Consider the following 14,680-nt stretch of genomic DNA (forward strand, 5'->3'; position numbering starts at 1 on the left):
GCGAACCCCTCGGTTCGCGCGGCAGCGGATTGACGATCGACGAACGTCCTCAGACGTTGAAGCCGAGGGCGCGGAGCTGGTCGCGGCCGTCGTCGGTGATCTTGTCGGGGCCCCACGGCGGCATCCAGACCCAGTTGATGCGCAGGTCCTGCACCAGGCCGTCGGTGGCGGTCTTGGCCTGGTCCTCGATGACGTCGGTCAGCGGGCAGGCCGCCGAGGTGAGCGTCATGTCGATGGTGGCCACGTCGGACTCGTCGATGTGGATGCCGTAGATCAGGCCCAGGTTGACGACGTCGATGCCCAGTTCGGGGTCGACGACGTCCATCAGGGCCTCGGTCAGGTCCTCGACCGAGACCGTGCCGGCGGTGGTGCCGACGATGAGACCGGTCTGCTGCTCCGCAGCGGGGGCCTCGGTGCCGGTGGTGGTGGTGCTCTCGTCACTCATGGTCTTGTCCTCCTCTGCGGGGTCAGTCGTTCACGGCGGGGTTCTGGGCGAGCGCCTGGGCGGTGGCGTCCTTCCAGGCCATCCAGCTGAGCAGGGCGCACTTGACCCGGGCCGGGTACTTGGAGACGCCGGCGAACGCGACCGCGTCCTCCAGCACCTCCTCGTCGCCCTCGCCCTGGCCCTTGCTCTGCATCAGCTCCAGGAAGGCCTCCTGGACCGCCTGCGCCTCGCCCACGGTCTTGCCGACCACCAGGTCGTTGAGCACCGAGGCACTCGCCTGGCTGATCGAACAGCCCTGCGACTCGTAGGAGACGTCGGTGACGGTGGCGCCGTCGAGCTTCACCCGCAGGGTGATCTCGTCGCCGCACGTCGGGTTGACGTGGTGCACCTCGGCGTCACCGTCCCGCAGCCCCTTGCCGTGCGGGTTGCGGTAGTGGTCCAGGATGATGTCCTGGTACATCGAGTCGAGCTTCATGGTCGTCCTGCCCCGTCCCTCAGCCGAAGAAGTTCCGGACGTGGTGCAGGCCGTCGATCAGCGCGTCGACCTCGCCCGGCGTCGAGTACAGATAGAACGACGCCCGCGTGGTCGCCGGAATTCCGTACCGCAGGCACACCGGCCGCGCGCAGTGGTGGCCGACGCGCACGGCGATGCCCTGCTCGTCCAGCACCTGGCCCACGTCGTGCGGGTGGATGTCGCCGAGGGTGAAGGAGATCGCGGCACCGCGGTCCACGGCCGTGCGCGGGCCGATGATCCGCAGGTCCGGGACCTCCAGCAGCCGCTCGACGGCGTACTCGGTGATCGCGTGCTCGTGCGCCGCGATCTTCTCCATGCCGATGCCCTGGAGGTAGTCGATGGCCGCGCCGAGCCCGACCGCCTGGGCGATCGGCGGGGTGCCGGCCTCGAACTTGTGGGGCGCCGGGGCGTAGGTGGACGAGCCCATGGTGACGGTCTCGATCATCTCGCCGCCGCCGAGGAACGGCGGGAGGTCCTCCAGCAGCTCCTGGCGGCCCCAGAGCACGCCGATGCCGGTCGGGGCCAGCATCTTGTGGCCGGTGAAGGCGACGAAGTCGGCCTCCAGCGCCTGCACGTCCAGCACCATGTGCGGCGCGGCCTGCGAGGCGTCGATGACGACCAGCGCGCCGACCGACTGGGCCTTGCGGACGATCGTCTCGACCGGGTTGATCGTGCCGAGCAGGTTGGAGACCAGGGTGAAGGAGACCACCTTGGTCTTCTCGGTGATCAGCTCGTCGATGTTCGACAGGTCGAGCCGGCCCTCGTCGGTCAGCCCGAACCACTTGAGCTTCGCGCCGCTGCGCTGCGACAGCAGCTGCCACGGGACGATGTTGGAGTGGTGCTCCATCTCCGTGATGACGATCTCGGAGTCGGCGTCCACCCGGTAGGGCTCGTCGGCCCAGGCCAGCATGTTGGCGACGAGGTTGAGCGACTCCGAGGCGTTCTTGGTGAAGATCACCTCGTTGCGGCTCGGCGCGTTGACGAAGGCCGCGACCTTGTCCCGGGCGCCCTCGTACAGCGCCGTGGCCTCCTCGGCGAGCACGTGCACGCCGCGGTGGACGTTGGCGTTGTGCCGCTCGTAGTAGGCGTTCAGGGCGTCCAGCACCTGGCGCGGCTTCTGCGAGGTGGCCGCGTTGTCCAGGTAGACCAGCGGCTTGTCGTCGTGCAGCACCCGCTGGAGGACCGGGAAGTCCTTGCGGATCGCGTCGGTGTCGAGCAGTCCCGCAAACGGATGGGTCACTCGGACGCGCCCCCCTTCACATACGACTCGTAGCCCTCTTCCTCCAGCTTGTCGGCCAGCTCGGCGCCGCCGGACTCGACGATGCGGCCGCCCGCGAAGACGTGGACGTGGTCGGGCTTGATGTACCGCAGGATGCGGGTGTAGTGGGTCACCAGCAGGGTGCCGACCTCGCCGGTCGAGCGGACCCGGTTGATGCCCTCGGAGACGATCCGCAGCGCGTCGACGTCCAGGCCGGAGTCGGTCTCGTCGAGGATCGCGATCTTCGGCTTGAGCAGCTCCAGCTGGAGGATCTCGTGGCGCTTCTTCTCACCGCCGGAGAAGCCCTCGTTGACGTTGCGCTCGGCGAAGGCCGGGTCCATCTGGAGGGCGGCCATCGCCTCCTTGACCTCCTTCACCCACAGCCGCAGCTTGGGGGCCTCGCCGCGGACGGCGGTGGCGGCGGTGCGCAGGAAGTTGGAGACCGAGACGCCGGGGACCTCGACCGGGTACTGCATGGCCAGGAAGACGCCGGCCTTGGCGCGCTCGTCGACGGACATCTCCAGGACGTCCTCGCCGTCCAGCAGCACCGAGCCGCCGGTGACGGTGTACTTGGGGTGGCCGGCCAGCGAGTAGGCGAGGGTGGACTTGCCGGAGCCGTTCGGACCCATGATGGCGTGGGTCTCGCCCTGCTTCACGGTCAGGTCCACGCCCTTCAGGATCTCGCGCGGGCCGTTCTCGGCGTCCACGGAGACGTGCAGGTCGCGGATTTCAAGGGTTGCCATGTGTACTCAGGACTCCTGGTTGACGGAGACGAGCACATCGTCCCCTTCGATCTTTACGGGGTAGACAGCGACCGGCTTGGTGGCGGGCAGGCCGGACGGCTTGCCGGTGCGCAGGTCGAAGCTGGAGCCGTGCAGCCAGCACTCGATCATGCAGTCCTCGACCTCGCCCTCGGAGAGCGAGACGTTCGCGTGCGAGCAGGTGTCGTTGACCGCGAACACCCCCTCGTCGGTGCGGACGACGGAGACCGGCACGCCGTTGAGGTCCACGCGCTTGGGAACGTCCTCCTGGAGGTCGCTCAGCGCGCAGGCACGGAGGAAGGTCATCGCGTTCAGACCGCCGATTCCAGCTCGGCGTCGATCTTCTCCATGAGCTGGTCCTGGACCTCGGCCACGCCGATCTGCTGGAGCAGCTCGGCGAAGAAGCCGCGCACGACCAGGCGGCGCGCCTCGTCGGCCGGGATGCCGCGGGCCTGCAGGTAGAACAGCTGCTCGTCGTCGAAGCGGCCGGTCGCCGAGGCGTGGCCGGCGCCGACGATCTCGCCGGTCTCGATCTCCAGGTTCGGGATCGAGTCGACCCGGGCGCCGTCGGTGAGCACCAGGTTCCGGTTGAGCTCGTAGGTGTCGGTGCCGACCGCGGCGGCGCGGATCAGCACGTCGCCGACCCAGACCGCGTGCGCGTCCTGGCCCTGGAGCGCGCCCTTGTACGCCACGTTCGACCGGCAGTGCGGCGTGTCGTGGTCGATCACCAGGCGGTGCTCCAGGTGCTGGCCGGCGTCGGCGAAGTAGAGGCCGAACAGCTCGGCCTCGCCGCCGGGGCCCGCGTAGGCGACCCGCGGGTGCAGGCGGACCAGGTCGCCGCCGAAGGTGACGACCACGGACTTGAAGGAGGCGTCCCGGCCGATCAGCGCGTTGTGCTGGGCGGCGTGGACGGCGTCGCGCTCCCAGTCCTGCACGGAGACGAAGGTGAGCTTGGCGCCCTCGCCGACCAGCAGCTCGACGTTGGCGGCCCGGGTGCCGGTGCCCTCGTGGTTCAGCACCACGACGGCCTCGGCGAACGGCTTGACGTCGATCACCACGTGGGCGAAGCGGACGCCGCCCTCGCCGCGCACGTCGATCCTGACCGGCTCGGCCAGCACCGACTCCTTGGGGACGGTGACCACCAGCGCCTGCTCGAAGGCGCTGAACGCCTGCGCGGCGACCCGGTCGACCGGCTTGCCGGCCTTGCCCAGGCGGGCGTCGTCCCGGCCGACGGTCTCGGCGGTGACGCCGTCGGGCAGCGTGAACTCGACCTTGTCCTCACCGCGCGGGGCGGAGGCGGCGGTGCCGTCGTGCAGCCCGCCGAGGCGGTGCAGCGGGGTGAACCGCCAGTCCTCCTCGCGGCCGGTGGGCACCGGGAAGTCGTTCACGTCGAAGGACGGCTTGACCGCGACGCGCGCGTCGATCGGCTGCTGGACCGCGGTGCGGCCGGTGCCGGGGCCGGCGAGCTGCGCGCCCGCGCCGGCGGTGCCGACCTCGATCGACCCGGCGGTGGTGGAGCCGGTGGTGTTCTGCTCAGCCATGGCTGTTCGTAGTGCTCTCTTCCTCGGAAATGAGTGGACGGCGGCGGCGGCCTGGGGTCAGCCGACCGCGCCCTCCATCTGCAGCTCGATCAGCCTGTTGAGCTCCAGCGCGTACTCCATCGGCAGCTCGCGCGCGATCGGCTCGACGAAGCCGCGGACGATCATCGCCATCGCCTCGAACTCGGTCAGGCCGCGGCTCATCAGGTAGAAGAGCTGGTCCTCGCTGACCTTGGAGACGGTCGCCTCGTGGCCCATGGACACGTCGTCCTCGCGGACGTCCACGTACGGGTAGGTGTCCGAGCGGGAGATGGTGTCCACCAGCAGCGCGTCGCACAGCACGTTGGACTTGGCGCCCTTGGAGCCCTCGCCGATCTCGATCAGGCCGCGGTAGGAGGTCCGGCCGCCGCCGCGCGCCACCGACTTGGAGACGATGTTGGAGGAGGTGTTCGGCGCCATGTGCACCATCTTGGCGCCGGCGTCCTGGTGCTGGCCCTCGCCCGCGAAGGCGATCGACAGGGTCTCGCCCTTGGCGTGCTCGCCCATCAGGTAGACGGCCGGGTACTTCATGGTGACCTTGGAGCCGATGTTGCCGTCGACCCACTCCATGGTCGCGCCCTCGTACGCCACGGCGCGCTTGGTGACCAGGTTGTAGACGTTGTTCGACCAGTTCTGGATGGTCGTGTAGCGGCAGCGGCCGCCCTTCTTGACGATGATCTCCACGACCGCCGAGTGCAGCGAGTCGGAGGAGTAGATCGGGGCGGTGCAGCCCTCGACGTAGTGGACGTAGGCGTCCTCGTCGACGATGATCAGCGTCCGCTCGAACTGGCCCATGTTCTCGGTGTTGATCCGGAAGTAGGCCTGGAGCGGGATGTCCACGTGCACGCCCTTCGGCACGTAGATGAACGAGCCGCCGGACCACACGGCCGTGTTCAGCGCGGCGAACTTGTTGTCGCCGACCGGGATCACGGTGCCGAAGTACTCCTTGAAGATCTCCGGGTGCTCGCGCAGCGCGGTGTCGGTGTCCAGGAAGATGACACCCTGCTCCTCCAGGTCCTCACGGATCTGGTGGTAGACGACCTCGGACTCGTACTGGGCGGCGACACCGGCGACCAGGCGCTGCTTCTCCGCCTCCGGGATGCCGAGCTTGTCGTAGGTGGCCTTGATGTCCGCGGGCAGGTCCTCCCAGGACTCGGCCTGCTTCTCGGTGGAGCGGACGAAGTACTTGATGTTGTCGAAGTCGATGCCGGAGAGGTCGGAGCCCCAGGTCGGCATGGGCTTCTTGCCGAACAGCTTCAGGCCCTTGAGCCGCAGGTTCAGCATCCACTCGGACTCGTTCTTCTTCGCCGAGATGTCGCGGACGACCTCCTCGCTGAGCCCGCGCTTGGCCGCGGCACCGGCGGTGTCCGGGTCGGCCCAGCCGTACTCGTAATTGCCGAGGCCTTCGAGCTCGGGGTGCGAAACGGTGTCAGTCATGCGAGCTTCCTAACGCGCGGACGCTGAATCTTCGGTGGACGTACCGGCAGTCGGCACTGCATCGGAGCCGCGTCCCGCCGGGGGCTGGGCGGGCGACGATGCGGCACCGGGTGCCGGCACATAGGTGGTGCAGACCCCGTCGCCGTGGGCGATCGTGGCCAGCCGTTGCACATGGGTGCCCAGGAGCTGGGAGAAGACCTCGGTCTCCGCCTCGCAGAGCTGCGGGAACTGCTCGGCGATGTGCGCGACCGGGCAGTGGTGCTGGCAGAGCTGGGCGCCCGCCGGGGCCTTGGCCGCGGCCGACGGGACACGCCGCACCGTGGCAGCGTACCCGTCCGCGCTCAGCGCCTGGGCCAGCGCCTCGGTGCGTTCCCCGGCGGCGGCCAGCCGCAGGGCCTCCAGGTACTTCTCGGCCTGCTGGCCGAACCGGGCACGGGCGAAGGCGGCGACCGCCTCCTCCCCCGCCTTGCCGCCGCCCACCGAGTCCGCGATCCAGCGCAGCGCGTCGGCGGCGAGCTGGTCGTACGCCTGGTAGAAGGCGTCCCGGCCGGCGTCGGTGAGGGCGAAGACCTTGGCCGGACGGCCCCGGCCGCGGCTTCCGTAGACCCGCTGTTCGCGGGACTCGACCAGACGGGTGGCGACCAGCCCGTCGAGGTGGCGGCGGACGGCGGCGGCGGTGAGGCCGAGCCGGTTCGCCAGGTCGGCGGCGGAGGAGGGGCCGTGGTCCAGGATCGACCGGGCGACCCGGTCCCGGGTGGCCCGGTGGCCCTCCAGCAGCACCTCGGCCGCCGTCACGGGCACGTCGCAGGAGGAGGCCGTCTCGGCCTCCTGCTGCTGGGCGTGCTCGCGCATGTTTTTCACAACACCAGTGTTGCGTAATTCCTTCCGTCGGGACAACCCGTGATCCAGGCCTCACCGGTGTCATCTGTCACGCAGGTTAGCCTTACCTGACCTGCGAAAACGATCATCGAGCCGCCGTCCGGCCCGCGCGTCAGGCCCTCTTACACTCGCCGGTATGCACTCCGAACCCGCGGTCCAGATCGCCGGGCTGGTCAAACGCTACGGCGACAAGCTCGCGGTGGACGGCCTCGACCTCACCATCCCGGCCGGCGCGATCACCGCCGTCCTCGGCCCCAACGGCGCCGGCAAGACCACCACCATCGAGACCTGCGAGGGCTACCGCCGCCCCGACGCCGGCACCGTCCGGGTCCTCGGCCTCGACCCGGTCGCCCAGAGCGCCGCGCTGCGGCCCCGGATCGGCGTCATGCTGCAGTCCGGCGGCGTGTACGCGGGCGCGCGCGCCGTCGAGATGCTGCGGCACACCGCCAAGCTGCACGCCCACCCGCTGGACGTGGACGCCCTGGTCGAGCGCCTCGGCCTCGGCTCCTGCGGCCGCACCGCCTACCGGCGGCTGTCCGGCGGCCAGCAGCAGCGGCTCGCCCTGGCGATGGCCGTGGTCGGCCGCCCCGAGCTGGTCTTCCTGGACGAGCCCACCGCGGGCCTCGACCCGCAGGCCCGGCGGGCCACCTGGGAGCTGGTGCGCGACCTGCGCCGGGACGGCGTCACCGTGGTCGTCACCACCCACCACATGGACGAGGCCGAGCAGCTCGCCGACCGGGTCGCCGTCGTGGACCGCGGCCGGGTGATCGCCGACGGCACCACCGAGGAGCTGTGCCGCGGCGGCGCCGAGGACTCCCTGCGCTTCGACGGCCCGCCCGGCCTCGACCTCGGCCCGCTGCTCAAGGAGCTGCCCGAGGGCGCCGCGGCCACCGAGACCGCCCCCGGCAGCTACCGCGTCGAGGCGCCCGTCGACCCGAAGCTGGTGGCCACCGTCACCGGCTGGTGCGCGGCCTCCGGCGTCCTGCCCGAACGGCTGTCCGTCCAGCGCCGCAGCCTGGAGGACGTCTTCCTCGACCTGACCGGACGGGAGCTGCGCTCGTGAGCGAACGGAGTGAGGGAACCATGACCGCCGCCACGACCGACTACTCCCCCGCGCCGGGCCCCGCGCCCGTCGGCCGGATGCTGCTCGCCCAGACCGCGTTCGAGACCCGGATGCTGCTGCGCAACGGTGAGCAGCTGCTGCTCACCGTGGTCATCCCGACCGTGCTGCTGGTGCTGTTCTCCGCCGTGGACGTCGTCGCGGTCGAGGGCCCCGGCAAGCGGGTCGACTTCCTGGCGCCCGGCCTGCTGGCGCTGGCCGTGATGTCCACCGCCTTCACCGGCCAGGCCATCGCCACCGGGTTCGAGCGCCGCTACGGCGTCCTGAAGCGGCTCGGCGCCAGCCCGCTGCCGCGCTGGGCGCTGCTGACCGCCAAGACCGGCTGCGTCCTGGTGACGGAGGCGCTGCAGGTGGCGCTGCTGTCGGTGATCGCGCTGGCCCTCGGCTGGTCCCCGCACGGCGACCCGCTGACCGTCGCCGCGCTGCTGGTCCTCGGCACCGCCGCCTTCTCCGGGCTCGGCCTGCTGATGGCCGGCACCCTGAAGGCCGAGGCCACCCTGGCCGGCGCCAACCTGGTGTTCGTCCTGCTGCTGCTCGGCGGCGGGGTGATCGTGCCGCTGACCAGGTTCCCCGAGGCCGTGCGGTCGGTGCTGGAGCTGCTGCCGATCTCGGCGCTCTCGGACGGCCTGCGGTCGGTGCTCCAGAACGGCGCCGGGGTGCCGTGGGCCGACCTCGGCATCCTGGCCGGCTGGTCGGTGCTCGGCCTGGCCGCGGCCGCCCGCTTCTTCCGCTGGGAGTAGGTCGGCGGGTAACGACGCACGACGCCCCCCGGCCGCCTTGGGCCGGGGGGCGTCGTGGTCATCGGGCCGGGGTGTCAGCTCTCGCTGCCGCCGCGGCGCTTGCGGGCGAGCAGGACGAGCGCGCCGCCGACCAGCAGCACGCCGCCGCCGGCCGCCGCGATGATCGGGGTCGAGTCGCTGCTACCGGTCTGGGCGAGCGCCGGCGCGCTGGTGGTGGGCGTCGGGGTCGGCGTCGGGGTCTTGCTCGGGGTGGGCGTGGCCGACGGGGTCGGCGTGGCCGGGGGCGTGGTCGACGGCGTGGGGGTCGGGGTCGGCGTCGGCGTCGGCGTCGGCGTCGGGGTCGGCGTCTTGGTGGGGGTGGGCGTGGGGGTGGGAGTCGGCGTGTGGCACGGCTCGATGGTCTTGGTCTCGTTGATGTTCCAGCCCTTCTCGTTCGGGTTCTCCGTGGTGGTGACCACCAGGTTCGCCTTGATCGGGGCGTTGTGATCCTTCACCGGGAAGGTGCCGTGGTACTCCTTCGGGAAGGTCTTGCCATCCAGGACCTTCTCGCCGTCGATGGTGAGGCTGACGGTGTTCTTCACGGTCTCGTTGCCGCTGTAGTTGATCAGATCGATCACGATCTTGTCGCAGGTCACCGTCCAACTCGGCACGTGCGCCGAGGCATTGGTGGCCAGCGCCAGGGGCAGGAGAAAACCGGCCGCAGCCGTTCCGGCAAGCGCCGTCGCACCGATCGCGAAGTGCCGCTGCTGTCGTGCCATTACTTTGTTCCCCTCCGAACGGTCTTGTGCAGCAGGCGTGTTGAGTGGTTCGCGGTGGCCCGCTACGACTGTCCGGGGGACTCTACCGGCACTCCCGCACCCCGCCACACCCCGCCGTACGACCGGATATCGACTGTCCGTCCGTCTTCCGATGTGCATGACCAGCCCATCACAGCCGTCACCTCGCGGAACGCGGATTCGACAAACCTGAATGGACTTCGTCACCTTCAAGACAGAACGGAGCCCTCGGTGATCGGGTTCAATCACCGAGGGCTCCGATTCAGTCAGCCGACGAACAGCGGGCCATTCCGGCCTTTCCGTCGATTCCGCCCCTCCGCGGCCGGGGGCCGCCGCCGGGGCGGGCTCGACCGGCTCAGGCCTTCGTGGTGGCCGCCTTGCGCCGGGCGGCCACCACGATCGCACCGCCGGCCGCGAGCACGACCGCACCGCCGATCGCCAGCGGCAGCACCGGGCCGGAGCCGGTGTGCGCCAGGTTGCCGCCCGCGTCCGGCTGGGCGGACGGGCTGCCCGAGGCCGACGGGGCGGTGGTCGCGCCACTGGCCGACGCGCTGGGCGAACCGCTCGCGCCGGGCGTGCCGGTCGCCGGGGTGGACGGGCTGCCCGAGGGGCTCGCCGAACCGCTCGGGGAGGTCGAGGCGCTCGGCGTGGCCGACGGCGAGCCGCTCGGCACGGTCGGCGGCACCGTCGGCGTGCCGGACGGCGTCGGCACGGTGCCCGGCAGGCAGCCGGTGAAGGGGTAGTGGTGCGTCTCCGCACCGCCCTTGCCGGTCAGCGAGGCGGCGATCACCGAGCCGTTGACCGGACCGCCGCTGCCGAGGTCGAAGGCGGCGTTCGGCGCGAGCACGGTCCCGGCCCAGGCGGCCTGGCTGTTCTTGACCACCTTGGTGGCGGTCGGGAAGTTCCAGAGCAGCTTGGAGCGGATCGCCCCGCCCGCGGCGCTCTGCAGCTTGTCGTCCAGCACGAAGGCCTTCCGGCCCTCGTCCCACAGGTGGAAGCCGGTGGTCCCGGCCGCCGCCATGTCGTACGAGCCGCCGGTCACGTTGACCACCGTCACCGAGCCGGCCGGCACCTTGAGGAAGACGTCCTTGGCGCCCTGCAGCCTGGCCGCGTCGACGGTGAAGCTGTTGTACTTCGCGTCCCCGCCGGTGAACGTCAGCCTGGCGCCCTCGGCCTGGACGGTGGCGCCGGCGGTCTGCGGCACGGCGGCCAGCGAGGTGGCGGCGGCGCGCAGCTTGGCGAACTCGGCCTTGAAGTCGATCGGCGAGGAGCCCTGGGCGACGGCCCCCTGGTGGGCCTGGACGGTGGCGCCGTCGGCCTTGGAGCCGAAGACGCCGTTGCCCTTCATCACCTGGGTGTTGTGGCCGGTGATCCGGCCCGCCACGACCAGGGCGTTCTTGCCGGGCAGGGCGTCGACCTGGGCCGCGGTGAGCTCCTGGCCGACCGAGAAGCCGCCGGTGAAGTCGGCGTTGCCGCCGACCGCGACCGCGCCCTCGGCGTCGGGGGTGTGGGTGTCGTCGCCCTCGATGAATTCGCCGTAGAGGTTGGCGACCCCGAGACCGCGGCACTCCTGGTCGGCGCCGACGGCCTGGGCGGCCGGCGCGATCAGGCCGGCCAGTGCGAGAGAGCCACCGACGGCGAGCGCGGCGGCGGAAGTGGATATGCGCATGTGCAGGTCTCCGCTTACGTGCGGGAGGAGGTGGGAGAGAGGTCCGAAAAAAGGTATGGACCAGAGGCGCACTCTCTCCACCCGAACCACAATTGGTCAAGACCAATGCGCATCTTGAGGGATTCACCCCCTTTGTCCGCGTGTCCCGTCCCGGCGTGTCGCCGGCCCCGGACTCCGCCGCCCACGGCCGCGCGCAGCCGTGCCCCGCCCCAAGATCGCCTGTAAGGCCGCCTACGATTGACCCCGTGCCTAACCCCTTCTCCCTGCTCGCCGAGCGCTGGCAGCCATCCGCCGAGATGGTCCGCCGCGCCACGTTCGCCGCGCTGGTGATGAGCGTGGTGATCGTCGTCACCGGCGGCGCCGTCCGGCTCACCGCCTCCGGCCTCGGCTGTACGACCTGGCCCCGATGCACCGACGAGAGCCTGACGCCCACCGCCGAGATGGGCTTCCACGGCGTCGTCGAGTTCACCAACCGGATGCTCACCTACGTGCTGAGCGCCGCCGTCGGCTGGGCCATCCTGGCCGCCCGCTGCCACCGGCCCTGGCGGCACAGCATGACCAGGCTCGGCTGGGCGCAGTTCTGGCTGGTGATGAGCAACGCCGTACTCGGCGGCATCACCGTGCTGACCGGCCTCAACCCGTACACCGTGGCGCTGCACATGATCGCCGCGATGGCCCTGGTCTGGGTCGCGCTGCTGATGTGGGAGCGGTCCAAGGAGGGCGACGGCCCGCCCCGCCTCTCGGTGGCCCGGCCGATCCACCAGCTGTCCTACGTCCTGGTCACCGTGATCGGCCTGCTCGTCGCGGCCGGCACCCTGGTGACCGGCGCCGGGCACCACCCCGGCACGCCCAAGGACAACAAGATCGTCCCGCGCATCCCGATCGACTACGACCGCCTCGCCCAGTTCCACGCCGACTTCGCGTTCGTCTCGGTCGGCCTGGCCATCGCGGTGATCTTCGTCTTCGCCGCCGTCAAGGCCCCGCAGCCCGCCCGCGCCCGGGCCAAGGAGCTGCTCGCCGTCCTGCTGCTGCAGGGCGTGCTCGGCTTCGTCCAGTACTTCACCGACGCGCCCGAGCTCATGGTCGGCCTGCACATGCTGCTCGCCGCCCTCACCTGGATCGCCGCGCTGCGCGTCCCGCTCGCCCTGCGCACCCGCGCGGACGCGGCGACCGCCGATCAGCTGCCCGTCCAGACCCCGCAGACCGCCTCGGTCTGACCCCCGGCAGCACCGACGGCCCGGCTCCTCCGCACGGAGGAGCCGGGCCGTCGCCGTGTCCGGGCCGGGTTCAGCCGCCGAGCTGGATGCCGGCCATCCGCTTCCACTCGTACGCGCCGGTCTTCACCTTGAGGCCCAGCTCGCCCTCGAAGTCCTCGTGCAGGGTCAGCCCGGCCAGCTCCGCGGCCCGGCGGCCGACGGCGTAGCTGGGGGCCACCTGGTCCCCCCAGGCGCCGTCCGCGCCCACCACGACGATCCGGGTGGCCACGGAGCCGACGTACTCGACGACCGCGTCGGCGCTGCCGCCGTGCTGCCGGGCGAAGCTGGTCAGGTGCTTGGCGATGCGCTTGGCACGGCGCTCGGTACGGGCGTCCGGCGCGGTGGCGGTCTCAACGCTGCTCATGCCCGCATGCTACCCACCGGTAGCGCCGCTGGCGACGGGAGCACCCTGTGCACCGGGCCACATACTGGAGGAGTGACCTTCTCCGGCTGGCCGGCCGAGGCGCTCGACTTCTACGAGCACCTGGAAGCCGACAACTCCAAGACCTTCTGGCAGTCCCACAAGGACGTCTACGACGGCGTCGTCCGGGCCCCGATGGAGCTGCTGCTCGCCGAACTGGAGCCGGAGTTCGGGCCGGGGAAGATCTTCCGGCCCAACCGCGACGTCCGGTTCAGCGTCGACAAGTCCCCGTACAAGACCCACATCGGCGCCCATCTGGAGAGCGGCGGCTACATCCAGCTCTCCGCCGACGGGCTGGCCTGCGGCAACGGCTTCTACCAGCTCGCCCCGGACCAGCTGGAGCGCTACCGCGCCGCCGTCGCGGAGGACGTCACCGGCGCGGAGCTGGAGCGGGTGATCGCCCGGGTGGAGCAGCAGGGCCCGCTGGTGGTCGGCCGGGACTCCCTCAAGTCGGCCCCGCGCGGCTACCCCAAGGACCACCCCAGGATCGGGCTGCTGCGCCACAAGGGCCTGGTGGCCTGGCAGGAGTGGGAGCCCGCGAAGTGGCTGGGCACCCGCGCCGCCCACACCCGGATCACCGGCTTCCTGCACGCCTCCCAGCCACTGCGGGACTGGCTGGACGACCACGTCGGCCCGTCCGAACTCCCCGGACGCTGACACCCCCGGAACGCGGGAGAGCCCCGGTCCACCGGACCGGGGCTCTCCCGACGAATCCCTACTTCACGAACGGGTCCCTACTTGACGAACGGGTCGATCGCGCAGACCACCATCAGCAGCGACAGGTAGGTGATCGACCAGTGGAACAGCCGCATCTCCTTGAGCTTCGCGCCCACGATCCCGGCCTTGGCCCGCCCGTACAGCGCGTGCGCCTCGCGCAGCCAGGCCGCGCCCAGCAGCACCGCGGCGACCGGGTACAGCCAGCTCATGTGTCCCAGCGGCCAGAGCGCCAGCGAGACCGCCACCATCACCCAGGAGTAGATGACGACCTGCTTGCCGACCGCCACGTTGCCCTTGATCACCGGCAGCATCGGCACGCCGGCCCGCGCGTAGTCGTCGCGGACCTTCATCGACAGCACCCAGGTGTGCGGCGGCGTCCAGAAGAACACCACCAGGAACAGCACCACCGCGGCCCAGGACATCGAGTTGGTCACCGAGGACCAGCCGACCAGCACCGGCATGCAGCCGGCGATGCCGCCCCAGACGATGTTCTGCGAGGTGCGCCGCTTGAGCCCCAGCGTGTAGACGAACACGTAGAACAGCAGCGCGCCCAGCGCCAGCCCGGCCGACAGCCAGTTGACCCCGAAGCCCAGCAGCAGGGTCGAGACGACCGCGAGCACGACGCCGAACACCAGCGCCTCGCGCGGCGACACCATCCCGGTGACGATCGGCCGCCGCTCGGTGCGCGACATGATCGCGTCGATGTCCCGGTCGATGTACATGTTGAGGGCGTTGGCGCCACCGGCCGAGAGGTAGCCGCCGATGACGACCTTCAGCACCAGCAGCATGTTCGGCACGCCCTGTTGAGCCAGGAACATCACCGGCACGGTGCTCATCAGCAGCAGCTCGATGATCCGCGGCTTGGTCAGTGCGACGAACGCGCCGACACGGGCCCCGAACGGCCGGTGCGCAGGAGTCGCCCCGGTGACCCCGGCGGGACGGGTTTCGACGGCGGTCACTAACACCCCAACTGAAGATGAATCCTCGCAGGCGTCCACAGGAACGAAGGGTCCCGAATCGTCCGCTCTGCGCGTACCACGACACCATAGACGTTCCATATATCGCATCCGGCTCCGGGGTCCCCCGGCGAGGCGGAACGCACACCCCCGG

At 70.9% G+C, this 14,680-nt stretch carries 16 protein-coding genes; 4 read left to right on the forward strand and 12 right to left on the reverse strand.

Annotated features, from left to right (window positions below; translation table 11 throughout):
* Window positions 1–49 precede the first annotated feature (49 nt).
* Genes ACFWJ4_RS29130 through ACFWJ4_RS29165 form a run of 8 tightly spaced genes read right to left on the reverse strand, consistent with a single transcriptional unit; the run spans window position 50 to window position 6,844 of the window.
* Entirely contained in the window at window positions 50–445 is a 396-nt protein-coding gene (locus tag ACFWJ4_RS29130; RefSeq protein WP_380353706.1) for a metal-sulfur cluster assembly factor, read from the reverse strand.
* 22 nt (window positions 446–467) lie between these two features.
* Entirely contained in the window at window positions 468–920 is a 453-nt protein-coding gene (sufU, locus tag ACFWJ4_RS29135) for a Fe-S cluster assembly sulfur transfer protein SufU (RefSeq protein WP_380548922.1), read from the reverse strand.
* Window positions 921–939: 19 nt separating this feature from the next.
* Window positions 940–2,199 carry a cysteine desulfurase gene (locus ACFWJ4_RS29140; protein ID WP_359905307.1) on the reverse strand — a complete coding sequence of 420 codons (1,260 nt, stop codon included), beginning with the start codon at window positions 2,197–2,199 and terminating at the stop codon, window positions 940–942.
* Window positions 2,196–2,960, reverse strand: coding sequence for a Fe-S cluster assembly ATPase SufC (gene sufC, locus ACFWJ4_RS29145; RefSeq protein ID WP_380548925.1), 765 nt, complete (start codon window positions 2,958–2,960; stop codon window positions 2,196–2,198). Before sufC ends, ACFWJ4_RS29140 begins: the two co-directional genes overlap by 4 nt.
* Window positions 2,961–2,966: 6 nt before the next feature.
* On the reverse strand, window positions 2,967–3,284 hold the full coding sequence (locus ACFWJ4_RS29150) for a bifunctional 3-phenylpropionate/cinnamic acid dioxygenase ferredoxin subunit (RefSeq protein ID WP_359905302.1): 318 nt from the start codon (window positions 3,282–3,284) through the stop codon (window positions 2,967–2,969).
* 5 nt (window positions 3,285–3,289) lie between these two features.
* Window positions 3,290–4,519, reverse strand: a complete 1,230-nt coding sequence (sufD, locus tag ACFWJ4_RS29155) for a Fe-S cluster assembly protein SufD (protein ID WP_380548927.1) — start codon at window positions 4,517–4,519, stop codon at window positions 3,290–3,292.
* A 57-nt stretch (window positions 4,520–4,576) separates the two neighbouring features.
* The gene (gene sufB / locus ACFWJ4_RS29160) at window positions 4,577–5,992 is read right to left on the reverse strand and encodes a Fe-S cluster assembly protein SufB (protein ID WP_359905296.1); all 1,416 of its coding nucleotides are present in this window, start codon (window positions 5,990–5,992) and stop codon (window positions 4,577–4,579) included.
* 9 nt (window positions 5,993–6,001) lie between these two features.
* Entirely contained in the window at window positions 6,002–6,844 is an 843-nt protein-coding gene (locus ACFWJ4_RS29165) for a helix-turn-helix transcriptional regulator (protein ID WP_380548930.1), read from the reverse strand.
* A 163-nt stretch (window positions 6,845–7,007) separates the two neighbouring features.
* Here ACFWJ4_RS29165 and ACFWJ4_RS29170 point away from each other — a divergent pair, with 163 nt between their 5' ends.
* Together ACFWJ4_RS29170 and ACFWJ4_RS29175 are read left to right on the forward strand one after the other, a co-directional pair.
* Entirely contained in the window at window positions 7,008–7,934 is a 927-nt protein-coding gene (locus tag ACFWJ4_RS29170; protein WP_380548933.1) for an ABC transporter ATP-binding protein, read from the forward strand.
* Between the two features lie 20 nt (window positions 7,935–7,954).
* Window positions 7,955–8,731 carry an ABC transporter permease gene (locus ACFWJ4_RS29175; protein ID WP_380353698.1) on the forward strand — a complete coding sequence of 259 codons (777 nt, stop codon included), beginning with the start codon at window positions 7,955–7,957 and terminating at the stop codon, window positions 8,729–8,731.
* Between the two features lie 74 nt (window positions 8,732–8,805).
* Here ACFWJ4_RS29175 and ACFWJ4_RS29180 read toward each other — a convergent pair whose 3' ends face one another.
* Window positions 8,806–9,489: an LAETG motif-containing sortase-dependent surface protein gene (locus ACFWJ4_RS29180; RefSeq protein WP_380548935.1), complete on the reverse strand. Its 684-nt coding sequence runs from the start codon at window positions 9,487–9,489 to the stop codon at window positions 8,806–8,808.
* 373 nt (window positions 9,490–9,862) lie between these two features.
* Window positions 9,863–11,176: a choice-of-anchor A family protein gene (locus tag ACFWJ4_RS29185; protein ID WP_380548938.1), complete on the reverse strand. Its 1,314-nt coding sequence runs from the start codon at window positions 11,174–11,176 to the stop codon at window positions 9,863–9,865.
* Between the two features lie 245 nt (window positions 11,177–11,421).
* Between ACFWJ4_RS29185 and ACFWJ4_RS29190 the strand changes: the two genes are divergently transcribed.
* Complete coding sequence (locus ACFWJ4_RS29190; protein WP_380548941.1) at window positions 11,422–12,393, forward strand: heme A synthase; 972 nt, start codon at window positions 11,422–11,424, stop codon at window positions 12,391–12,393.
* A 70-nt stretch (window positions 12,394–12,463) separates the two neighbouring features.
* Here ACFWJ4_RS29190 and ACFWJ4_RS29195 read toward each other — a convergent pair whose 3' ends face one another.
* Entirely contained in the window at window positions 12,464–12,796 is a 333-nt protein-coding gene (locus tag ACFWJ4_RS29195) for a hypothetical protein (RefSeq protein WP_359912949.1), read from the reverse strand.
* Between the two features lie 72 nt (window positions 12,797–12,868).
* Between ACFWJ4_RS29195 and ACFWJ4_RS29200 the strand changes: the two genes are divergently transcribed.
* Entirely contained in the window at window positions 12,869–13,510 is a 642-nt protein-coding gene (locus ACFWJ4_RS29200; protein ID WP_380548944.1) for a DUF2461 domain-containing protein, read from the forward strand.
* Between the two features lie 77 nt (window positions 13,511–13,587).
* Here the strand turns inward: ACFWJ4_RS29200 and ACFWJ4_RS29205 are convergent, their stop codons facing one another.
* A complete protein-coding gene (locus ACFWJ4_RS29205; RefSeq protein WP_380548947.1) occupies window positions 13,588–14,535 on the reverse strand; it encodes a heme o synthase in 948 nt (315 codons plus the stop codon).
* Window positions 14,536–14,680 lie beyond the last annotated feature (145 nt).

Source organism: Kitasatospora sp. NPDC127067 (assembly GCF_042724755.1).
GTDB lineage: Bacteria > Actinomycetota > Actinomycetes > Streptomycetales > Streptomycetaceae > Kitasatospora > Kitasatospora lactacystinica.